This window comes from Nocardioides caldifontis (assembly GCF_008087345.1).
GTDB lineage: Bacteria > Actinomycetota > Actinomycetes > Propionibacteriales > Nocardioidaceae > Marmoricola_A > Marmoricola_A caldifontis.
On record NZ_VHIB01000008.1, the window covers coordinates 111,855 to 132,600 of the forward strand.

Consider the following 20,746-nt stretch of genomic DNA (forward strand, 5'->3'; position numbering starts at 1 on the left):
CTCAGCGCTCCAGGATCGCGGTGACGCCCTGGCCGCCGGCGGCGCAGATGGAGATCACGCCCCGGCCGCTCCCCTTCTGGGCGAGCAGCTTGGCGAGGTTCGCGATGATCCGGCCACCGGTCGCGGCGAACGGGTGCCCTGCGGCGAGCGAGCTGCCGTTGACGTTCAGCTTGGAGCGGTCGATCGCGCCGAGCGGGGCGTCGAGGCCGAGCCGCTCCTTGCAGTAGATCGGGTCCTCCCAGACCTTCAGCGTCGCCAGCACCTGCGAGGCGAACGCCTCGTGGATCTCGTAGAAGTCGAAGTCCTGCAGCGACAGGTCGTTGCGCTCCAACATCCGCGGCATGGCGTACGCCGGGGCCATCAACAGCCCCTCCTGGCCGTGCACGAAGTCGACCGAGGCGGTCTCGTGGTCGGTGAGGTACGCCAGCGGCTCCCACCCGCGCTGCTCGGCGTACTCCTCCGAGCAGAGCAGGACCACGGACGCGCCGTCGGTCAGCGGCGTCGAGTTCGCCGCGGTCATCGTCGCGGTCTCGCCCTTGCCGAAGACCGGCTTGAGCTTGGCGAGCTTCTCCATCGACGAGTCGGGGCGGAGGTTCTGGTCGCGCTCGAGGCCGCGGAACGGGGTGACCAGATCGTCCTGGAACCCCTCCTCGTAGGCGCGGGCGAGGTTGTGGTGCGAGGCCACGGCGAGGGCGTCCTGCTCCTCGCGGCCGATCTGCCACTCCAGCGCGGTGAGCGCCGCGGACTCGCCCATCGACAGCCCGGTGCGCGGCTCGCCGTTCTGCGGGATCGAGGGGGCGAGGTACTGCGGCCGCACCTTCGCCAGCGCCGCGATCCGGCCCTGCAGCGTCTTGGCGCGGTTGGCCTCAAGCAGGATCTTGCGCAGCTTCTCGTTGAGCGCGATCGGCGCGTCGGAGGTGGTGTCGGTGCCACCGGCGATGCCGACGTCGATCTGGCCGAGGGCGATCTTGTTCGCCACGGCGATCGCGGCCTGGATGCCGGTGTCGCAGGCCTGCTGGATGTCGTACGCCGGGGTGTCGGGCGCCAGCCTCGAGCCGAGCACCGACTCCCGGGCGAGGTTGAAGTCGCGGGAGTGCTTGAGCACCGCTCCCGCGACGACCTCGCCGACGCGCTCCCCCTCGAGGCCGAAGCGGGTGACCAGGCCGTCGATGGCGGCGGTCAGCATCTCCTGGTTGGAGGCGTCGGAGTAGACGGTGTTGGACCGGGCGAACGGGATCCGGTTGCCGCCGATGACGGCGACCCGGCGGGTCGTGGTCTGCATGGGGTAATACTGACGGGTAACCGGAGCCAGCAGAAGGGCTTGAGGGCCAGATCACGAACTGTGGACTCCGAGTTACACCAGTCGTTACGTTTGAACGGACCCGGACCCGACGCCAGGAGCCTGCACGATGAGTGACCGCTACCAAAGCCTGATCCACACCCCGGTCGGCCAGCTGCTGGCCAAGAACCTCGGGCTCCCGAACCCGGTCGAGCTCGACCGCTGGTCCGAGGGCGACCCCCTCGTGAAGGGCACCGTGGTCGTCGGCGGCGAGGGCCGGCTGACCACCGAGGTCACCGCCGCGCTCGACGTGCTGGGGATCAGCCACACCGACGAGGTGACCGAGGAGGGCCGCTACAAGGGGCTCGTCTTCGACGCCTCCGGGCTCACCTCGTCCGACCAGCTCGTCGAGCTGCAGCGGTTCTTCACCCCCAAGCTCCGCAAGCTCGAGAGCAGCGGCCGCGTCGTCGTCCTCGGCGGCCCGCCGGAGGAGGCCGCCGACGCGCGCGAGCGGGTCGCCCAGCGCGCCCTCGAGGGGTTCACCCGGTCGCTCGGCAAGGAGGTCGGCCGCGGCAGCACCGTCCAGCTCGTCTACGTCTCGCCCGGCGCCGAGGATGCGATCGCCTCGACGCTCGGGTTCCTGCTCTCCCCCAAGTCCGCCTACGTCTCGGGCCAGGTGGTCAGGATCGGCGCGAAGGGCGCCCACAAGCAGCCGGCCGAGCAGGTCGACTGGTCCAAGCCGCTGACCGGCAAGGTCGCCGTCGTCACCGGCGCCAGCCGTGGCATCGGCGAGCAGATCGCGCGGGTGCTGCACCGCGACGGCGCCCAGGTCCTCGGCATCGACGTCCCGCAGGCCGCCGAGGACCTGCACCGCGTGATGACCGAGATCGGCGGCGACACGCTCACCCTCGACATCACCGCGAAGGACGCCCCGGCGCGGATCACCCACCACGTCAAGGAGCAGTACGGCGGCGTGGACGTCGTCGTGCACAACGCCGGCATCACGCGCGACAAGCGGCTGGTGAACATGAAGGAGGACGCGTTCGGCTCGGCGATCGCGGTCAACCTCACCGCGCCCGAGCGGATCACCGACGCCCTCCTCGAGGACGGCGCGATCAAGCCGAACGGCCGCATCATCGGGGTCGCCTCGATCGCCGGCATCGCCGGCAACGTGGGCCAGACCAACTACGCCGCCTCGAAGGCCGGCGTCATCGGGCTCGTCGACGCGCTCGCGCCCGACCTCGAGGACGGGATCACCGTCAACGCGGTCGCTCCGGGGTTCATCGAGACCAAGATGACCGCAGCCGTGCCGTTCACGACCCGCGAGGTCGGCCGCCGGCTCAACGCGATGTCGCAGGGCGGCCTCCCGGTCGACGTCGCCGAGACGATCGCCTGGTACGCCAACCCCGCCTCGACCGCCGTCAACGGCAACGTGGTCCGGGTCTGCGGCCAGATGATGCTGGGGGCCTGAGGTGGCCGCGCGCGACACCCACGGCCAGGTCGGCCCGGTCAAGGTCGTCGACCAGCCGCCGAGCTCGGTCGGGCTGATGGTCCGCGCCGCGCTCCCGGCGATCCCGGGCGTCGCCGCCCTGCCGGGGGTACGACGGACCGCGCGCGACCTTCCCGACCTCGAGCTGGTGCGGCGGGCGGTCCCGGTCGACACCGGCCACGTCGCGTCGTACGCCTCGGTGTGCGGGTTCCCGGCGAAGGACGACCTGCCGCTGACGTACCTGCACATGCTGGCGTTCCCGCTGCACATGCAGCTGATGACCGACCCGGCCTTCCCCTTCCCCGCGATGGGCACGGTCCACCTCGAGAACACGATCACCCGTCACCGGCGTACGACCGCGCGGGACCGGTACGACGTGTCCGTGAGGGCGGCGAACCTCCGCGGTCACGCGAAGGGCAGGGCGTTCGACCTGCTCACCGAGGTGCGCGTCGACGACGCGCTGGTGTGGGAAGAGGTCTCGACGTACCTCCGCCGCGGCAAGGGCGATCCGCACGCTCGTCCCGGCGCCGGCATCCCGCTCGTCGAGGACGGCGGCGTGGAGTGGCGGCTCGGCGGCGACCTCGGCCGTCGCTACGCCGCGGTGTCCGGCGACCGCAACCCGATCCACCTCTACGGCGTCACCGCGAAGGCGTTCGGCTTCCCGCGGCAGATCGCGCACGGCATGTGGTCGATGGCGCGCTGCGTCGCCGCGGTGGAGAACCGGCTGCCCGACGCCGTGCGGGTCGAGGTCGCGTTCAAGACGCCGATCCTGCTGCCCGGCACGGTGCGCTTCGCGACGCGTCGGGGCGAGGACGGCACGATCGGCTTGGGGTTGAGCAACGCGCGGAACGGCGCGCCGCACCTCGCCGGGCGAGCTTCTCGGGCCTGAGCAGTCGCGCCGTGCGTGGCATCCACCGGCACGGCCGAGATCCGACCCCGACCAGCAGCACCACGACCACAACGGCACCGCCGCCTAGCCCTCAAGGCGTTCGCACGTCGGGAGTGTTCGCTCAGCCGTTCGCCTTGACCTACTTCTCGAGGATCTTCGAGTAGCCAGCTGCTCGCGTTCGTGTGGGGGCGACGAACAGGCGGTAGGACGTCTTCTTGGTTGCCCTCACGGTGATCTTCACGCGCCCCTTCGCATCGACCCTCGACGTTCGCACCGTTCGCCAGGTGGTCCCCTTCTGGCGGAGCAGGGAAACCGTCGTCCTTGCCTCGAGCTTCTTGAACCTGCCGCTCCTCGCGTCGAAGTACACGGGTCTTGCAGTCACCGCGTGCTTGCGCCCAGCGACCATCCGCAGCTTCTTGAAGTGGGTGGCCTGCTGGGCTCGGGTCCTTCCCGTGACGCTGCTTCGTACAGTGCCTCTGTACGAGGTCATGAAGTCAGCGCTGAGGCCCCGCACCGCACCGTCAACCACACGCACGGAAAGCGGACCTAGCGGGACTAGAGCCGGGCACGCCATCCACGTGCCGCTCAAGACGGACTCGCTGGAGGACGACTCCCACATTCTCCCTACGACCTCGGGACCGCTTCTCACCTCCAGCTCCAGCGACACGGTCACCCTTCCGTCGACCTGGGGATCAACGGCGTGTCGAACGGTGTAGGCCACCTTCGGACAAGCGGGCTTCTTGTCGTATACGACGGCCCCGACCTTGATCGACTTGACGATGGCATCGACTTGCTGGGTGTCCGCATGCACAGCCGTAGGGGGTCCTGCCAACGTCGCGCTGACCCCGACCATCCCGGCAACCAACAGCTTTCGCATGTGCTGCTCCCCCCTCGCTCGGTCTGGAACGTACCGCAAGGGATCGCCTCGGGTTGCGAGAGATGCGTCCGCGCCCTCGTTGCCGGGTCCTGGCTGCGGAGCTGGCGAATTTGCTCGTTCTCCAGCGTGGAGCTCGTCCGTCGATGAGAATTCGATGGTCTCGGGTTTGGTGCGCGCGCTCGCCGAAGCTCTGCCGAGGCCGACCGATCACCTAACTGGGGGAACCTTGTCCTACACCGAACAGCCCGTCCAGCACCCGTACCCCGGCCCGTACGCGCCGCCGCCCGCCAAGGGCAGCAACGGTCTCGCGATCGCTGGCTTCGTCCTCGGCCTGCTGGGTCTGCTCAGCTCGTGGATCCCGCTGCTGAACATCGTCGGCATCCTGCTCGGCGTCATCGGCGTCGTCCTGGCCGGCGTCGGCCTGGCCAAGTCCAAGAAGGCCAACGCCGGCAAGGGCCTTGCCATCGCCGGCATCATCCTCGGCGCCCTCGGCGTCGTCATTGCCGTGCTCGTCAACGCCGTGTTCGTGAGCGCGGTCGACGAGGCGATCGACGAGACCACCAAGACGACCGTTCAGGCTCCCTCGAAGTCGGGCGCCGAGGGCTCCTCCGACGAGAAGGCACCTTCCGACGCCGAGGTCGGCACCACGCGCGAGAACCCCGCGCCGCTCGGTTCCGCCATCACCGGCGACGACTGGACCGTGACGATCAACTCGGTCGAGACGGTGGCCCAGGACTCGATCGGCCAGAAGCCCGCGGCCGGCTCGACGCTGATCAGCGTCAACCTGACCGCGACCTACAACGGTGACGACGAGCAGGGCTCGACGCCGTGGGCGACCGTCAACTTCGTCGGCACCGACGGCACCACCGTCGACACGACGAGCGGCTCCACGATGTTCATCGCCGAGAACGAGTTCGACTCGCTCAAGACCCTCTACACCGGGGCGTCCGTCCAGGGCGACCAGCTGCTCGAGGTTCCCACGGACTCGTGGAAGGACGGCGTCCTGGCCGTCTCACCGGACATGTTCAGCGACGACACCTTCGTCGCCGTCAAGTGACGCACTGAGCCGACCGGCTGACCGCAAGCAAGCGGCCTCGACTCCATGGAAGTCGGGGCCGCTTCCGCTTGCCTGAGCACGAAGCGAGCTACACGACTCAGCGCGGCCGGATCAGCCCCTCCTGCGCCACGGTCGCGACGAGCCGCCCGTCCTCGGTGAAGAGCCGGCCCAACGCCAGCCCCCGCGCGCCGGACGCGCTCGGGGACGACTGGTCGTAGAGCAGCCACTCGTCGGCGCGGAACGGCCGGTGGAACCAGATCGTGTGGTCCAGGGAGGCGACCTGCACGTCGGGGCTGCTCGGGGTGCGGCCGTACGGCACCAGTGCGACGCCGATCAGCGTCATGTCGCTGAGGTAGGTCAGGACCGCCTCGTGGACCAGCCGCTGGTCGGGGAGCTCCTGCGCGGTCTTGACCCAGTAGCGGCTGCGCGCGCCAGGGGTCGGGTTGCCGGCGTGGCGCAGCTCGAGCGCCGCCCACTCGCGCAGCCACTCCTGGCGGTGCTCCGAGCCGGGCTTCGAGAGCGCCGCGGCGATGTCGGTCGATTCTGCCGGCGACGGCACCTCGGGCATCGGGTCCTGGTGGTCGAACCCCTCCTCGACGCGCTGGTAGCTCGCGGTCATCGCGTAGATCGGCCGCCCGTGCTGGCGCGCGAGCGCGCGCCGCGTGGTGAACGACCGGCCGTCGCGCACCCGCTCGACGTCGTAGACGATCGGCACGGAGGTGTCGCCGGGGCGCATGAAGTAGCTGTGCAGCGAGTGCACCGCCATGTCGTCCGGCACCGTGCGGGTCGCGGCGACCAGCGCCTGCGCGGCGACCTGTCCACCGAAGACCCGCTGCATCGTGGTGTTCGGCTGCTGGCCACGGAAGAGGTTGAGGTCGATCGTCTCGAGGTCGAGCAGCGCCACCAGCTCGTCCGCGGTCGCCGGCATCAGTCGTCCTCGGATTCGGCCTGGGAGGCGAGGAACCGCTCGAACTCGGCGCCGAGCTCCTCGGCGGTCGGGAGCTCCTGCTCCTCCGCGAGCGGCAGTGGCCCCTCCTCGGCGGCGCGCGCGAAGGCGTCGTACTGCTGCTCGAGCCCGGCGACCACCTCGCCCACCTCCGGCGACTCGGCGACCTGCTGCGCGATCTCCCCGCTCCGCACCACCGCGGCCGTCTGGAGCTCCTCGAGCTGCCACTGCAGCCCGGTCACGACCTCCAGGCACTCGAGCAGCTTGACGGCCGCGGCCGGGTAGTCGCCCTGGGCGACGTAGTGCGGCACGTGCGCGACGAACCCCGTCGCGTCGTGGCCCCACTCCCCCAGCCGCTGCTCGAGCATCGACATCGCGCTCGCCGGGATCCGGATGACGCCGCGCCACACGTTGCGGCTCATCAGGAGCTCGGAGCGCGTCGCGTGGTTGGTCACCATCACCGGCCGGCTGTGCGGCACCGCCATCGGGACCGCCCCCATGAAGACCACGAGCCGCACCCGGAAGTGCTCGACGACCTCGCGGACCGCGCGGGCGAACGCCTCCCAGTGGGTGTCCGGCTCAGGCCCGTGCATGAGGAGGTACGGCGTGCCGCCGGCGTCGGTCTGCAGCCGCGCGACGAGCCGAGGAGCGACGTACCCCTCGTAGTGGTCCTCCACGAACGCCATCGCCGGCCGGCGTGCGCGGTAGTCGTAGAACGCGTCGATCTCGAAGCTCGCGACGACCTTGCCGCCCTGCTCGTCGGGCTGGATCCCCAACAGGTGGTCGACGGCGATCCGCCCGGCGTTGCCGGCGTCGAGGAACCCGTCGAGCGCGACCAGCAGGACCGGCCCGGGTGCGGCCGGGTCCGCCCCGCCGTCGAGCTCGGGGACGTCGTCGACGATGTGGACGTGCTCGCTCATCGGGCCCGGTCGACGTCGACAAACGGGTCACGGACGGAGGTCGGGGCGGGGCCGTCGTCGAGCGCGGTCACGTCCTCGACGATGCTGCGCGCCAGCGCCTGCGGCGTGAGCCCGATCTGCTCGAGGATGCTGGCCCGCTTCGCGTGGTCGAGGAACCGCTGCGGGATGCCGTGCAGACGGACCGGCGTGGTGACCCGCGCCTCGGAGAGGGTCTGCAGGAGGACCGAGCCGCAGCCGCCGACGACCCCGTTGTCCTCGACGCTGACGACGAGGCGGTGGTGGCGGGCCAGCTCGACCAGCGCGGGGTCGACCGGCTTGACCCACCGCGGGTCGACCACGGTGGTGCCGATGCCCTGGTCGCGGAGCCGCTCGGCGACCTCCACGCAGGTGGCACCCATCGCGCCCACGGCGACGATCAGCACGTCGCGCGCACCCTCGCGGACGAGCACGTCGGCACCGCCGACCTTGTCGACGGCGGCGACGTCGGCGATCGGCGGCCCCTTGGGATAGCGCACGACCGTCGGCGCGTCGTCGACCTGCACCGCCTCCTGCAGCAGCTCGCGGAGGCGGGTGGCGTCGCGCGGCGCGGCGAGCCGCAGCCCGGGAACCACCTGGAGCACCGACATGTCCCACATGCCGTTGTGCGAGGCGCCGTCGTCGCCGGTGACCCCGGCCCGGTCGAGCACGAACGTGACGCCGCACCGGTGCAGCGCGACGTCCATCAGCACCTGGTCGAAGGCGCGGTTGAGGAAGGTGGCGTAGACGGCGACGACGGGGTGCAGCCCGCCCATCGCGAGCCCCGCGGCCGAGGTGGCGGCGTGCTGCTCGGCGATGCCGACGTCGAAGGTGCGCTCCGGCCACCGCCGCGCGAACAGGTCGAGCCCCACGGGGTGGAGCATCGCGGCGGTGATCGCCACGACGTCGGGCCGCTCCTCGCCGATGCGCAGCATCTCGTCGGCGAACACGTCGGTCCAGATCTGGCCGCGCACCGCTTCCTTGCCGGTCGCCACGTCGAACGGCCCCGGCGAGTGGAACTGGTCGGCCTCGTGGGCCTCGGCGGCGCGGTAGCCGAACCCCTTCTTCGTCATCGCGTGCACGATGACCGGCCCGTCGAACCGCTTCGCCTTCGCCAGCGCCTGCTCGAGGGCGGGGCGGTCGTGGCCGTCCACGGGGCCGACGTACTTGAGCCCGAGGTCCTCGAAGAGCCCCTGCGGCGCGAGGGCGTCCTTCATCCCCTTCTTGATCGCGTGCAGCGCGTCGTAGACCGGCTGACCGACACCGGGCACGCCGGTGAGCCGCCGCTTCACGAGCTCGAGCACCGGCTCGTAGCGCGGGTCGGTGCGCAGCGCGGTCAGGTGGTTGGCCAGCCCGCCCACGGTCGGGGTGTAGGAGCGGCCGTTGTCGTTGACGACGATCACCAGCCGGCGGTGCTCCGCGGAGCCGTCGGTGGTGGCGATGTTGTTGAGCGCCTCCCAGGCCATGCCACCCGTCAGCGCGCCGTCGCCGATGACCGCGACGACGTGGCGGTCCTCGCCGCGCAGCGCGTAGGCCTTCGCGAGCCCGTCGGCGTAGGACAGCGCGGTGGACGCGTGGGAGTTCTCCACGATGTCGTGGTCGGACTCCGCCTGGCTCGGGTAGCCCGACAGCCCGCCCTCCTGGCGCAGCGTGTGGAACTGCTTCGCCCGCCCGGTGAGCATCTTGTGGACGTAGGCCTGGTGGCCGGTGTCGAAGACCACCCGGTCGTGCGGGGAGTCGAAGACGCGGTGGATCGCGAGCGTGAGCTCGACGACGCCGAGGTTGGGGCCGAGGTGGCCCCCGCGCGGCGAGCAGGTGGTGACCAGCAGGTCGCGGATCTCGGTCGCCAGCTCGTCCAACCCCCCGTCATCGAGCGCGCGCAGGTCGCGCGGCCCGGTGAGCGAGTCGAGGTGCCCCATGCGGTGACCTTCCTGGTGGCGGTGGACGACGCTTCAGTCTATGAGGTCGAACCAGGCCACCGCGGGCTCGACCAGGCTGCCGAGCCAGACCCGGCCGTGGTGCTCGCGGACACCGGTGACGACGTGGTACGCCGCGGCGTCCAGCGGCCGGTCGTGCACCACCCGGCCGTCGGCGTCGAAGGCCATCACCCGGGTGTTCCGCTTGGGGGCCGGCTGGAGCGCCTCGGGGAGCCGCCACGCGAGCTGCCGGAGCCGCAGCGGGGAGGTGATCAACCTCTCGACGACGGGGTCCGTCGGCGAGGCGATCGTCACCCACACCAGCCCGTCGGTGCCGGTCGCGATGTTGTCGGGGTAGCCGGGCAGGTCGACGACCAGGTGGTCCCGTCCCCCGCCCACCCGGTGCCGTACGACGGTCCGCCCGGTCGTCTCGGCGACGTACACGCAGGAGCGGTCCGGCGCCAGCGCGACGCCGTTGGCGAACCGCAGCCCGTCGAGCACGACCTCGACCCGCCCGTCGGGGTCCCGGCGCAGCAGCCGGCCGGTGCGGGTGTCCTCGACCATGTCCGCCTTCCACCGCTCGATCGGGTGGACCCGGGAGGAGTCGGTGAACCAGATCGTGCCGTCGTCGTGGACCGCGGCGTTGTTGCAGAACACCATCCGCTCGCCGTCGACCTCGGTCACGAGGGTCTCGACGGTGCCCGAGGCCACGTCGACCGCCAGGAGCCCGGCGTGCGCGTCGCAGACCAGCAGCCGGCCGTCGGGGAGCCACTCGAGCCCGAGCGGCCGTCCCCCGGTGCGCACCACCCGCCGGACCGTGTCGCCGTCGGCGGAGACCGCGAAGACACTGCCGTCGTCGGTCCCGGTGTAGACGGTGCCGTCCTCGGCGACGAGGACGTCCTCGGCGCCGTTGCCGGGCACGGGGACGACGGTCACGGGCTGGAGTCCGCTCTGCTGCGTCGTGGTCTGCACCCGCCGCAGACTAGACACCGTCACAGCCGGGCCACGAACCGGCGGCCGCGCAACGCCTCCTCGACCAGCAGCACCGCCCGGTGCTCGCCCAGCAGCCGGACCTCCTCGGCCTGCCAGGCCAGCACCGCACGGTCGACGGTGTCCGGGTCGGCGACGTCGCGGAGCACCGCCCGGGCCTCGCTCAGCCCCCGCCGGACCGCCGCCTGGCACCCCTCGACGTGGAGCCGGGCGAACCGGGCGAGCACCACCTCGTGGCGGCGCAGCACCGGGTAGCCGCGGTACTCCGGCGGGCAGAGGTCGAGCAGCCACCCGACTGCGCTCCGCTCCCACCCCGGCACGCCCGGGGGCCGGACCTGGGACGGCCACCCCGGAGGTACGTAGGGCGTCGTCATGGGATGACGATACCCCCGGGTCGAACAGGTGTTCGACCCGGGGGTATCGGGGCAGGTCAGCCCTTGAGCAACGAACGGAGCACGTACTGCATGATCCCGCCGTGCCGGTAGTAGTCGGCCTCGCCCGGGGTGTCGATGCGGACCACCGCGTCGAACTCCTTGTCGCCGGCCTTCACCTTGACCGTGCGCGGGGTGTCGCCGTCGTTCATCGCGGTGACCCCCTCGATCGAGAACGTCTCCTCGCCGGTGAGCCCGAGCGACTCGGCGTTCTCGCCCTCGGGGAACTGCAGCGGGAGGACGCCCATGCCGATGAGGTTCGAGCGGTGGATCCGCTCGTACGACTCGGCGATGACCGCCTTGACGCCCAGGAGCGCGGTGCCCTTGGCCGCCCAGTCGCGGGACGAGCCGGAGCCGTACTCCTTGCCGGCCAGCACGACGAGCGGGGTGCCCTGCTCCAGGTAGTGCTCCGAGGCCTCGTAGACCGAGGTCACCGGGGCGTCGTCCTGGGTGAAGTCGCGGGTGTAGCCGCCCTCGGTGCCCGGGGCGATCTGGTTGCGGAGCCGGATGTTGGCGAACGTGCCGCGGATCATGACCTCGTGGTTGCCGCGGCGCGAGCCGTAGGAGTTGAAGTCCCGCTGGTCGACGCCGTGCTCCCGGAGGTACTGCCCCGCCGGGGAGTCCTTCTTGATCGCACCGGCCGGCGAGATGTGGTCGGTGGTCACCGAGTCGCCGAGCTTGAGCAGCACCCGGGCGCCGGTGATGTCCTCGACCGGGGCGGGCTCCTCCGGCATCTCGTCGAAGTACGGCGGGCGCCGCACGTAGGTCGACTCGCCGTCCCACTCGAAGGTGTCGCCCTCGGGGGTCGGGAGGTTCTGCCACCGCTCGTCACCGGCGAACACGTCGGCGTACTCACGGGCGAAGGTCTCCGGGCTCATCGCGTCGGCGATGACCTCCTCGACCTCCTGCGGCGAGGGCCAGATGTCCTTGAGGAAGACGTCCTGGCCGTCCTTGTCCTGCCCCAGCGGCTCGTTGAACAGGTCGACGTCCATCGAACCGGCGAGCGCGTAGGCGACCACCAGCGGCGGCGAGGCCAGGTAGTTCATCTTCACGTCTGGGTTGATCCGGCCCTCGAAGTTGCGGTTGCCGGAGAGCACCGCGGTGACCGCGAGGTCGTGGTCGTTGACCGCCTGCGAGACCTCCGGGATCAGCGGGCCGGAGTTGCCGATGCAGGTGGTGCAGCCGTAGCCGACGAGGTTGAACCCCAGCTTGTCGAGGTACGGCGTGAGGCCGGACCGCTCGTAGTAGTCGGAGACGACCTTCGAGCCCGGGGCCAGCGACGTCTTCACCCACGGCTTGCGCACCAGGCCGCGCTCGACGGCCTTCTTGGCCAGCAGCGCGGCGCCGATCATCACCGACGGGTTGGAGGTGTTGGTGCAGGAGGTGATCGCGGCGATCGTCACGGCGCCGTGGTCGATCTCGAACTTCGAGCCGTCCTCGAGCTCCACCTGGACCGGGTTCGACGGACGGCCCTTGGCCTTCTCCTTGTTGACGTGCCAGTCGTTCGGCTCGCCGCCGCCGTTGGTGTCGGCGGAGTACGCCGGGGCGTCGCTGGCCGGGAACGACTCGGCCGAGGCCTCGTCCGCCTCCGACACCACGCCGTAGGGCTCCTCCTGCTGCGGAACGCCGGGCTTGCGGTCCTCGCCACCGGTCTCGTCCGCGGACACGTAGTCGGCGAGGGCGACCCGGAACGCCTCCTTCGCCTCCGAGAGCGCGACCCGGTCCTGCGGGCGCTTCGGCCCGGCGAGCGACGGGACCACGGTGGAGAGGTCGAGCTCGAGGCGCTCGGAGTAGCGCGGCTCGACGTAGCCCTCGGCGGACGGGTCGTGCCAGAGACCCTGCTCCTTGGCGTAGGCCTCGACGAGCTGGAGCTGCTCCTCCTTGCGACCGGTCAGCCGCAGGTAGTTGATCGTCTCGCCGTCGATCGGGAAGACCGCGATGGTGGAGCCGAACTCCGGCGACATGTTGCCGATCGTGGCGCGGTTCGCCAGCGGGAGGGCGCCGACGCCCTCGCCGTAGAACTCGACGAACTTGCCGACGACGCCGTGCTTGCGCAGCATCTCGGTGATCGTGAGCACGAGGTCGGTCGCGGTCGAGCCCTCGGGGAGCTCGCCGGTCAGCTTGAAGCCGACGACCCGCGGGATCAGCATCGACACCGGCTGGCCGAGCATCGCGGCCTCCGCCTCGATGCCGCCGACGCCCCAGCCGACGACGCCGATGCCGTTGACCATCGTGGTGTGGGAGTCGGTGCCGACGCAGGTGTCGGGGTAGGCCTGGGTGACGCCGTCGACCTCACGGGTGAAGACCGTGCGGGCCAGGTGCTCGATGTTGACCTGGTGCACGATGCCCGTGCCGGGCGGGACGACCTTGAAGTCGGAGAAGGCGCCCTGGCCCCAGCGGAGGAACTGGTAGCGCTCGCGGTTGCGCTCGTACTCGATCTCGACGTTGCGCTCGAACGCCTCCGGGCTGCCGAAGATGTCGGCGATCACGGAGTGGTCGATGACCAGCTCCGCCGGAGCGAGCGGGTTGATGCGGTTGGGGTCGCCCCCGAGCTGGGCCATCGCCTCGCGCATCGTCGCGAGGTCGACGACGCAGGGGACGCCGGTGAAGTCCTGCATGATCACCCGCGCCGGGGTGAACTGGATCTCCTTGCTCGGGTCGGCGTCGGGGTCCCAGCCGGCGAGCGCCTGGATGTCGTCGGCCGTGATGTTGGCGCCGTCCTCGGTGCGGAGCAGGTTCTCCAGGAGCACCTTGAGGCTGTAGGGCAGCGACGCGACGTCGAGCCCGTCCCCGGAGACGGCGTCCAGCCGGTAGATCTCGTAGGAGGAGCCCTCCACGTCCAAGGCGCCCTTGGCACCGAAGCTGTCCACGCTCGCCATCACCGTCTCCTGTCCTCGTCCTGCACTGGTGCGACCCCCAGCGCTTACCCATCTTGCCGCTCGCGTCAACGCACCCGCCGAGCACTTCTCTTGACGTCAAGATACATGACGTCAAGCAAAAGCGGCAGGCGGGGTCAGCGGCGGGTGAACGTGCCAACGACCTCGACGTGCTGCGTCATCGGGAAGAGGTCGAAGGCCCGGAGCCCGGCCAGCTCGTAGCCGGCCTCCGCGAGCAGCGCGGTGTCGCGCCCGAACGCCGCCGGGTCGCAGGCCACGTGCACGACCGTGCGCGGGCGTCGGGCCGCCAGCTGCGCGACCACGGCCCGCTTCGCCCCCTCGCGCGGGGGATCCAGCACCACGACGTCCACGGCTGTGTCCACGGCGTCGTGCGGGGCGCGCTGCAGGACCCTCGCCACCGGGCCGCGCACCACCTCCACCCACGGGTACGACGCGAGGTTGGCGCGGGCGTGGTCCACGGCGGCCCGGTCCCCCTCGACCGCGAGGACGTGGCCCCGCTCCCCCGCCGCCTCGGCGAGCGGCGCGGTGAAGAGCCCGACGCCGCAGTACAGGTCGACCACCCGGTCGCCCTCGCGGACCCCGGCTCCCTCGAGCACGGCGGTCACCAGCGTCTCGGGCGCCCCCTGGTGCACCTGCCAGAACCCGTCCTCCGCCACGTCGTACCGGCGGCCGAGGACGACCTCGGTGAGAACGTTCCCGGAGCGCGGCTCGCCCTCGACCGCCACGTGCGCGCCCGGCGCCTGCAGCAGGCAGTCGTCGACCGGCACGACCCGGTGGGAGCGGTGCGCCCGCAGCCCGAGCCGCCCCTCGCCGGCCGGGTGGAACCGCATCCGGGTGCGGTAGCGCAGTCCGTCGTCGTCGCCGGGCACGCCCTCGACGACCACGTCCCGGTGGATGCCGGCGAGCCGGCGAAGCTGCTCGGCCACCACCTCGCCCTTGAGCCGCCGCTGCGCCGCGACGGTGAGGTGCTGGAAGTCGCAGCCGCCGCACCGGCCGGGGCCGGCGTAGGAGCACGGCGGGACCACGCGGTCGGGCGAGGGCCGGTGCACCTCGACGGCGTCGGCGCGGAGGAACCGGTCGCCGACCCGGCCCTCGGTGACCTCGACCGTCACCCGCTCTCCCGGCGCGGTGTGGCGGACGAACACCACCGTGCCCCCCACCTCCGGCACCTCCTCGGGCAGCCGGGCGACGCAGTGGCCACCGTGGGCCACCCGGTCGACCTCCACGTCGTACCGCTCGCCGACGAGGTCCCGCCCCGACGGACGCGCGGTCACGTGTCCCGCCGCCGGTTCTCCGACCAGGGGCCGTAGGCACGGCTCGCCTTCATCGCCTCCTCCTGCCGCAGCGCCCGCTCCTCGCCGATCCGGGACGAGCGCAGCTGGTAGGGCACCGAGGTCATCATCACGCCGGGGGTGAAGAGCAGCCGGGTCTTCAGCCGCAGCGCGGTCTGGTTGTGGAGCAGCTGCTCCCACCAGCGGCCGACGACGTACTCGGGGATGAACACCGCCACGACGCCGCGAGGCTGCGCCTTCCGGATCGCCTTGGCGTACTCGACGATCGGCCGGATGATCTCGCGGTAGGGCGAGTCGAGGATCTTCAGCGGCACGTCGATGCCGCGCCGGTCCCACTCCTCGACGATCCGGTCCCGGTCGACCGGGTCGGTGGCGACGAGCACCGCCTCGAGCACGTTGGGGCGGCTCGCCTTCGCGTAGGCGAGCGCCCGCATCGTCGGCTTGTGCACCTTGCTGACCAGGACGATCGCGTGCACCCGGGTCGGCAGCACCTGGTCGTCGGCCTCGATCGCGAGCTCCTCGGCCACCGTGTCGTAGTGGCGCCGGATCGACTTCATGATCATGAAGAAGGTGCCCATCGCGAGGATCGCGATCCACGCGCCGGCGAGGAACTTGGTGACCAGCACGATGACGAGCACCAGCCCGGTCATCCCGAGCCCGAAGGCGTTGATCGCCCGCGAGCGCACCATCCGCCGCCGCGCCACGGGGTCGACCTCGGTCCGGAGGTGCCGGGTCCAGTGCCGGATCATCCCGAGCTGGCTGAGCGTGAAGGACACGAAGACGCCGACGATGTAGAGCTGGATGAGCCGCGTGGTCTGGGCGTCGAAGACCACGACCAGCACCATCGCGAACACCGCGAGGATCAGGATCCCGTTGCTGTAGGCGAGGCGGTCGCCACGGGAGGCGAGCTGGCGCGGCAGGTAGCCGTCCTTCGCGAGGATCGAGGCGAGCACCGGGAAGCCGTTGAAGGCGGTGTTGGCGGCCAGCACCAGGATCACGCCGGTCATCGCGATCACGAAGTAGAACGCCGGGTCGAAGTGGTCGAAGACGCCCCGCGCGATCTGGGCGATCACCGTGTGCTGGTCGTAGCCCTCGGGGAGCGGCGACCCGTCGGCCTGCACGAGCCGGTCGAGGTGGTGGGGGTCGACGTACTTCAGCCCCATGTCCCGGGCCAGCGTGATGATGCTCAGGATCATCGCGATGGAGAGAGCGCCCAGCATCAGCAGGGTCGTCGCGGCGTTGGCGCTCTTCGGCTTCCGGAAGGCCGGCACCCCGTTGGAGATCGCCTCGACGCCGGTCAGCGCGGCGCAGCCGGAGGAGAAGGCCCGGGCCAGCAGGAACACCAGCGCGACCGTGGTGATGGTGTCCTCGTAGCCCGCCTGCGGGACGATCTCCAGCCCTGCGGACTCGACCTCCGGGAGGGTGCCGAGCAGGTCCCGGCCCAGCCCCCAGGCGGCCATCCCGAAGATCGCCACCATGAAGCCGTAGGTCGGGATCGCGAACCAGGTCCCCGACTCGCGGACGCCGCGCAGGTTGAGCGCGGCCAGCGCGAGGATCAGCAGGCAGGCGTACGTCGGCTCGTGCCCGTTGACGAAGTCCAGGGCCGCGCCGGCGTTGTCCACGCCGGCCGAGATCGACACCGCCACGGTCAGGACGTAGTCGACGAGCAGCGCCGAGGCCACGGTGGTCCCTGCGGTCCGGCCGAGGTTGACCGTGGCGACCTCGTAGTCGCCGCCGCCGCTGGGGTAGGCGCGCACGTTCTGCCGGTACGACGCCACCACGGTGAGCATCACCAGCGCGACCGCGAGGGCGACCTTCCAGGAGTAGGCGTAGGCGGTGGCCCCACCGGCCGCGGCCAGCACCAGGAAGACCTCGTCCGGGGCGTAGGCCACCGACGACAACGCGTCGCTGGCGAAGACGGGCAGCGCGACGCGCTTGGGCAGGAGGGTCTCCCCGAGCTGAGAGGAGCGGAGCTTCCTGCCCACGATGATGCGCTTGGCGACGTCGGCGAGGGCCACGAGCGTCAAGGCTAGGTCATGGGCCGAGCGCGTCGGCTCCGCCGCCATGCTGCCGGCGGACCTAGCGGCCGGGCGCGTCGGTGTAGCGTTCCCCGCGTGCACGTCGTGATCATGGGTTGCGGCCGCGTCGGAAGCACCCTGGCGCGGAGCCTCGAGGACCGCGGCCACTCGGTCTCGGTGATCGACAACAACGCCGACGCCTTCCGCCGCCTCGGCCCCACCTTCGCCGGCACCAAGGTGCTCGGCATCGGATTCGACCAGAAGGTGCTCGAAGAGGCCGGCATCGACAAGGCCGACGCCTTCGCCGCGGTCTCCTCCGGCGACAACTCGAACATCATCGCCGCCCGGGTGGCGCGCGAGACCTTCGGCATCCAGATGGTCGTCGCCCGGATCTACGATCCCGGCCGCGCCGAGGTCTACCAGCGGCTCGGCATCACCACCGTCGCCACGGTGAAGTGGACGGCCGACCAGGTGCTCCGCCGGCTGCTGCCGGTCGGCGCGGAGCCCGACTTCCGTGACCCCAGCGGCACGATCCGGCTCGACGCGATCGCCGTCAACGAGCGGTGGACCGGCCAGCGGACGGTGGTCTTCCAGGAGCAGTCCGGCAGCCGCATCGCATGGGTCGACCGGCTCGGCGAGGGGGTCCTGCCGACCCGCGACAGCGTCCTGCAGGAGGGCGACATCATGCACCTGGTGATGCGTGAGGAGAACGCCGAGCAGGTGCTCCGCGTGTTCGAGCGCGGACCGGAGGTCGACTGATGCGCGTGGCCATCGCCGGGGCCGGGGCCGTCGGCCGCTCCATCGCCCGCGAGCTGATCGAGAACGGCCACAAGGTCCTGCTCATCGACAAGGAGCCGTCCTCGATCCGTCCCGAGCGGGTCCCCGACGCCGAGTGGCTGCTCGCCGACTCCTGCGAGCTCTCCTCCCTCGAGGAGGCCCGGCTCGAGACCTGCGACGTGGTGATCGCCGCGACCGGTGACGACAAGGTGAACCTGGTGACCTCGCTGCTGGCGAAGACCGAGTTCGCCGTCCCGCGGACGGTCGGCCGGGTCAACCACCCGAACAACGAGTGGCTGTTCACCGAGGCGTGGGGTGTCGACGTCAACGTGTCGACGCCGCGGATCATGTCGGCGCTCGTCGAGGAGGCGGTGACCGTCGGCGACGTCGTGCGGCTGTTCACCTTCCGCCAGGGCAACGCCAACCTCGTCGAGATGACGCTCCCCGCGGACTCCCCCTACGTCGGCAAGCCCAGCGGGCTCATCCCGTGGCCGGAGAACTGCCGGCTGGTGACGATCCTCCGCGACGGCATGGTCTACACCCCCGACGCCGAGCAGCCGATCGAGGTCGGCGACGAACTGCTGTTCGTGGCCGCCCCGGAGGCCGAGGCGGAGCTCGACCAGCTGCTCAACCCCGCTCGGCAGTAGCCCCGTCCGCGGTCCCGTCCTGGCTGACCGGCGTCCGGTTGCGGGCCAGCAGCCACACCATCACGGCCAGGGCCGAGAGCTGGAGCGGCCACCCCATCGCGACGCGGGCGAGCCCGAGCGCGGCGACGTAGCCGTCGGCGTTGTCCGCGGCCTTGCCGCCGAGGTAGATCGGCAGCTGCACGAGCACCCGCAGGACGCAGGGCACCACCAGCACCCAGGTGAGCCGGCTGCAGAGCTTGACGATCTGCGGGTCCTGGCGCCACTCGGTGGGGTCGTCGGAGACCGCGCCGACGAGCAGCCCCACCACGGGCCAGCGGGCCAGGATGCTCAGCACCATGCCGACCGCGTAGGCCGCGTTGTAGATCAGCCCCGGCAGGAAGTAGGCCAGCGCCTGCTGCGACTGGTCACCGCCGTTGCGCCCGCCCAGCCAGACGAAGAAGCAGCCGACGCCGATGCCGACGAGGGCGTTGAAGACGTACTGCACCGTCGACCGCTGCACGATCCGGGCGAGCAGCGCGACCAGCACGATCGAGACGCTGAACCCGATCGCCAGCCGGATCTCCTTGGTGGCGACGTAGGTGAAGGTGAAGGTGATCGTCGGGGCGGCGGCCTCGACCATCCCCCGGCGGCCGCCGAGGGCCCGGGCCAGCTGGCGTCGTACGGCGGCCTCGACGGTGTCGGCGCCGACGTGGTGGTGCTTCTCCGCCGGAGGGTCGGCGAGTGCCTGCTCGCTGGGGGTCGGCTCGCCGCTCATCAGTACCGCAGCTCGTATCGCGGGTTGTACATGACGCGGTGGCCGCCCTGCGTGCCGATGCGCCCCTCGACCTTGACCGCGCGCCCGGGCTCGATGCCGACGATCCGCCGGCGCCCCAGCCAGATGACGGTGATCGTGGAGCTGCCGTCGTAGAGCTCCGCCTCGAGGGCCGGGACCCCGCCACGGGGCCGCAGCGTCACCGTGCGCAGCACGCCCTGGAGCGAGACCCGCTCCCGGTCGTCAGCCTCCACGATGGGGCAGCAACCGGCCTGGACGGTGGTGTTCTGGAGCTCCCGGTCGTCCCGGACGGTGGTGCTGGCCCAGCGGTTGAGGCTGGACCGGAGGCGGTCCGACACGTGTCTCACAGAACCCAGCGTAGACCGTGCGCTCAGCCCATGCGGCGGGCACCGGAAGGCAGCTTGAGGGGCAGCGGGTCGCCTGGCGCCATCGGCTCGCTGCCGCGGGTGACCACGACCTTCCTCAGGGTGCGCTCGAGCAGCCCCTCCGGGTCGTACGCCGCGGCGGGCCTGCCGAACATCGTCACCCGGAGCATCCAGCGGGGTCCGGCGATGCCCATCACCACCGACTGCTGGGTGCCGCGCCGGCCCTCGCTGTCGACGACCGGCATGGTCAGCTGCAGCGCCGGGCCGTAGGGCCCCTCGACCTCCTCGGCCGAACCGCCGTGGCGCGAGGCCTCCTCGACGAGCCGCGGGCGCAGCTCGTCCCACAGCTCCTCGTTGCGGGCCGAGGCGAAGGCACGCAGCTCCATCGCGCCGTCCTGCGCGACCAGCATCACCGCCTGCACCTGCTGGCTGGCCTCGTCGACCTGGAGCCGGAGCTCGACCTCGGGGTGGCCCTCGATCGAGAGCGCGCCGAGGTCGGCGCGGGTCTCGTCGTCCTCCTCGACGGTGAGCTCCGAGGAGTCCCAGGGCCCGTCGGAGCGGTGGCCGGGCGCCGTGGGCGCCGCCGCCTCCTCGACCGCCTCGGCCGGCTCCGCGCTGTCCGCGGCCTGCTTCCTGCGCAACCTCATACGGGGATCACCCGTTCCTCTCGCCGTTCACGTCCTCGGGGAGGTCGAAGCCTCCGGTGGAGCCGTACCCACCCGCGCCGCGCGCCGACACCGGCAGCTCGTCGACCTCGACGAACCGGGCGTGCTCGACCCGCTGCACGACCAGCTGGGCGATCCGGTCCCCGCGGCGCAGCCGGACCGGCACCCGAGGGTCGAGGTTCACCAGCGCCACCTTGACCTCCCCGCGGTATCCGGCGTCGACGGTGCCGGGCGCGTTGACGATCGACAGCCCGCTGCGGGCCGCCAGCCCGGACCGCGGGTGCACGAGCCCGACGTACCCCAGGGGGAGGGCGAGGCTGATCCCCGTCGGCACCAGGGCCCGCTCCCCCGGCTCGAGCCGGACGTCGACGGTCGTGGTCAGGTCCGCGCCGGCGTCGCCGGGGTGGGCGTACGACGGGAGCGGCACGCCGGGGTCGAGCCGCACGATCTGCACCTGCACGCCGTCGTGCTCGCCTCGCCCGTCCATGGGGGTCAGCGTAGGAG

19 protein-coding genes are annotated in these 20,746 nt (G+C 71.5%); 5 read left to right on the forward strand and 14 right to left on the reverse strand.

Annotated elements, in window-relative coordinates; genetic code table 11:
- Position 1: 1 nt before the first annotated feature.
- Positions 2 to 1,282, reverse strand: a complete 1,281-nt coding sequence (locus tag FIP57_RS14830; protein WP_148574321.1) for an acetyl-CoA C-acetyltransferase — start codon at positions 1,280 to 1,282, stop codon at positions 2 to 4.
- Positions 1,283 to 1,409: 127 nt separating this feature from the next.
- Between FIP57_RS14830 and FIP57_RS14835 the strand changes: the two genes are divergently transcribed.
- Entirely contained in the window at positions 1,410 to 2,750 is a 1,341-nt protein-coding gene (locus tag FIP57_RS14835) for a 3-oxoacyl-ACP reductase (protein ID WP_148574322.1), read from the forward strand.
- Position 2,751: 1 nt separating this feature from the next.
- Positions 2,752 to 3,657 (forward strand): MaoC family dehydratase, encoded by a 906-nt coding sequence (locus tag FIP57_RS14840; RefSeq protein ID WP_238993494.1) that lies wholly within the window; start codon positions 2,752 to 2,754, stop codon positions 3,655 to 3,657.
- 139 nt (positions 3,658 to 3,796) lie between these two features.
- Here FIP57_RS14840 and FIP57_RS14845 read toward each other — a convergent pair whose 3' ends face one another.
- Positions 3,797 to 4,534, reverse strand: a complete 738-nt coding sequence (locus tag FIP57_RS14845) for a hypothetical protein (protein WP_148574323.1) — start codon at positions 4,532 to 4,534, stop codon at positions 3,797 to 3,799.
- 226 nt (positions 4,535 to 4,760) lie between these two features.
- Here FIP57_RS14845 and FIP57_RS14850 point away from each other — a divergent pair, with 226 nt between their 5' ends.
- Positions 4,761 to 5,591 carry a DUF4190 domain-containing protein gene (locus tag FIP57_RS14850; RefSeq protein WP_148574324.1) on the forward strand — a complete coding sequence of 277 codons (831 nt, stop codon included), beginning with the start codon at positions 4,761 to 4,763 and terminating at the stop codon, positions 5,589 to 5,591.
- 97 nt (positions 5,592 to 5,688) lie between these two features.
- On the opposite strand, the gene FIP57_RS14855 is transcribed toward FIP57_RS14850, so the two are convergent.
- The 8 genes from FIP57_RS14855 to FIP57_RS14890 form a co-directional block, all read right to left on the reverse strand.
- Entirely contained in the window at positions 5,689 to 6,519 is an 831-nt protein-coding gene (locus FIP57_RS14855) for an acyl-CoA thioesterase (RefSeq protein ID WP_148574325.1), read from the reverse strand.
- Positions 6,519 to 7,457 carry a proteasome assembly chaperone family protein gene (locus tag FIP57_RS14860; protein WP_148574326.1) on the reverse strand — a complete coding sequence of 313 codons (939 nt, stop codon included), beginning with the start codon at positions 7,455 to 7,457 and terminating at the stop codon, positions 6,519 to 6,521. Before FIP57_RS14860 ends, FIP57_RS14855 begins: the two co-directional genes overlap by 1 nt.
- Entirely contained in the window at positions 7,454 to 9,391 is a 1,938-nt protein-coding gene (dxs, locus tag FIP57_RS14865; protein WP_148574327.1) for a 1-deoxy-D-xylulose-5-phosphate synthase, read from the reverse strand. Before dxs ends, FIP57_RS14860 begins: the two co-directional genes overlap by 4 nt.
- Positions 9,392 to 9,424: 33 nt before the next feature.
- Positions 9,425 to 10,360 carry an SMP-30/gluconolactonase/LRE family protein gene (locus FIP57_RS14870; protein WP_148574328.1) on the reverse strand — a complete coding sequence of 312 codons (936 nt, stop codon included), beginning with the start codon at positions 10,358 to 10,360 and terminating at the stop codon, positions 9,425 to 9,427.
- 20 nt (positions 10,361 to 10,380) lie between these two features.
- The gene (locus FIP57_RS14875; RefSeq protein ID WP_148574329.1) at positions 10,381 to 10,752 is read right to left on the reverse strand and encodes a hypothetical protein; all 372 of its coding nucleotides are present in this window, start codon (positions 10,750 to 10,752) and stop codon (positions 10,381 to 10,383) included.
- Between the two features lie 56 nt (positions 10,753 to 10,808).
- Complete coding sequence (locus FIP57_RS14880; RefSeq protein WP_148574330.1) at positions 10,809 to 13,688, reverse strand: aconitate hydratase; 2,880 nt, start codon at positions 13,686 to 13,688, stop codon at positions 10,809 to 10,811.
- Between the two features lie 134 nt (positions 13,689 to 13,822).
- Positions 13,823 to 14,980: a class I SAM-dependent RNA methyltransferase gene (locus FIP57_RS14885; RefSeq protein ID WP_148574331.1), complete on the reverse strand. Its 1,158-nt coding sequence runs from the start codon at positions 14,978 to 14,980 to the stop codon at positions 13,823 to 13,825.
- Entirely contained in the window at positions 14,977 to 17,016 is a 2,040-nt protein-coding gene (locus FIP57_RS14890; RefSeq protein ID WP_238993544.1) for an APC family permease, read from the reverse strand. The genes FIP57_RS14885 and FIP57_RS14890 overlap by 4 nt, the downstream gene beginning before the upstream one ends.
- A 96-nt stretch (positions 17,017 to 17,112) precedes the next feature.
- On the opposite strand from FIP57_RS14890, the gene FIP57_RS14895 reads away from it, so the two are divergent.
- Positions 17,113 to 17,775 (forward strand): potassium channel family protein, encoded by a 663-nt coding sequence (locus FIP57_RS14895; RefSeq protein WP_148574333.1) that lies wholly within the window; start codon positions 17,113 to 17,115, stop codon positions 17,773 to 17,775.
- Positions 17,775 to 18,440, forward strand: coding sequence for a potassium channel family protein (locus FIP57_RS14900; protein ID WP_148574334.1), 666 nt, complete (start codon positions 17,775 to 17,777; stop codon positions 18,438 to 18,440). The genes FIP57_RS14895 and FIP57_RS14900 overlap by 1 nt, the downstream gene beginning before the upstream one ends.
- Here FIP57_RS14900 and FIP57_RS14905 read toward each other — a convergent pair.
- From FIP57_RS14905 to dut, 4 genes are read right to left on the reverse strand one after another with little or no spacing between them, the layout of a single operon-like run.
- Entirely contained in the window at positions 18,421 to 19,194 is a 774-nt protein-coding gene (locus tag FIP57_RS14905) for a DUF3159 domain-containing protein (RefSeq protein ID WP_148574335.1), read from the reverse strand. The genes FIP57_RS14900 and FIP57_RS14905 overlap by 20 nt on opposite strands.
- Complete coding sequence (locus tag FIP57_RS14910; RefSeq protein ID WP_203231283.1) at positions 19,194 to 19,550, reverse strand: OB-fold nucleic acid binding domain-containing protein; 357 nt, start codon at positions 19,548 to 19,550, stop codon at positions 19,194 to 19,196. Before FIP57_RS14910 ends, FIP57_RS14905 begins: the two co-directional genes overlap by 1 nt.
- 32 nt (positions 19,551 to 19,582) lie before the next feature.
- A complete protein-coding gene (locus FIP57_RS14915) occupies positions 19,583 to 20,224 on the reverse strand; it encodes a DUF3710 domain-containing protein (RefSeq protein ID WP_148574336.1) in 642 nt (213 codons plus the stop codon).
- 7 nt (positions 20,225 to 20,231) lie between these two features.
- Complete coding sequence (dut, locus tag FIP57_RS14920; RefSeq protein ID WP_203231284.1) at positions 20,232 to 20,729, reverse strand: dUTP diphosphatase; 498 nt, start codon at positions 20,727 to 20,729, stop codon at positions 20,232 to 20,234.
- Positions 20,730 to 20,746: the final 17 nt, after the last annotated feature.

Bases quoted from the DNA above. Each gene is read 5' to 3' on its own strand.
- FIP57_RS14830 (WP_148574321.1), bottom strand. From the start codon at position 1,282: ATGCAGACCACGACCCGCCGGGTCGCCGTCATCGGCGGCAACCGGATC.
- FIP57_RS14835 (WP_148574322.1), top strand. From the start codon at position 1,410: ATGAGTGACCGCTACCAAAGCCTGATCCACACCCCGGTCGGCCAGCTG.
- FIP57_RS14845 (WP_148574323.1), bottom strand. From the start codon at position 4,534: ATGCGAAAGCTGTTGGTTGCCGGGATGGTCGGGGTCAGCGCGACGTTG.
- FIP57_RS14855 (WP_148574325.1), bottom strand. From the start codon at position 6,519: ATGCCGGCGACCGCGGACGAGCTGGTGGCGCTGCTCGACCTCGAGACG.
- FIP57_RS14860 (WP_148574326.1), bottom strand. From the start codon at position 7,457: ATGAGCGAGCACGTCCACATCGTCGACGACGTCCCCGAGCTCGACGGC.
- dxs (WP_148574327.1), bottom strand. From the start codon at position 9,391: ATGGGGCACCTCGACTCGCTCACCGGGCCGCGCGACCTGCGCGCGCTC.
- FIP57_RS14875 (WP_148574329.1), bottom strand. From the start codon at position 10,752: ATGACGACGCCCTACGTACCTCCGGGGTGGCCGTCCCAGGTCCGGCCC.
- FIP57_RS14880 (WP_148574330.1), bottom strand. From the start codon at position 13,688: ATGGCGAGCGTGGACAGCTTCGGTGCCAAGGGCGCCTTGGACGTGGAG.
- FIP57_RS14900 (WP_148574334.1), top strand. From the start codon at position 17,775: ATGCGCGTGGCCATCGCCGGGGCCGGGGCCGTCGGCCGCTCCATCGCC.
- FIP57_RS14905 (WP_148574335.1), bottom strand. From the start codon at position 19,194: ATGAGCGGCGAGCCGACCCCCAGCGAGCAGGCACTCGCCGACCCTCCG.
- FIP57_RS14915 (WP_148574336.1), bottom strand. From the start codon at position 20,224: ATGAGGTTGCGCAGGAAGCAGGCCGCGGACAGCGCGGAGCCGGCCGAG.
- dut (WP_203231284.1), bottom strand. From the start codon at position 20,729: ATGGACGGGCGAGGCGAGCACGACGGCGTGCAGGTGCAGATCGTGCGG.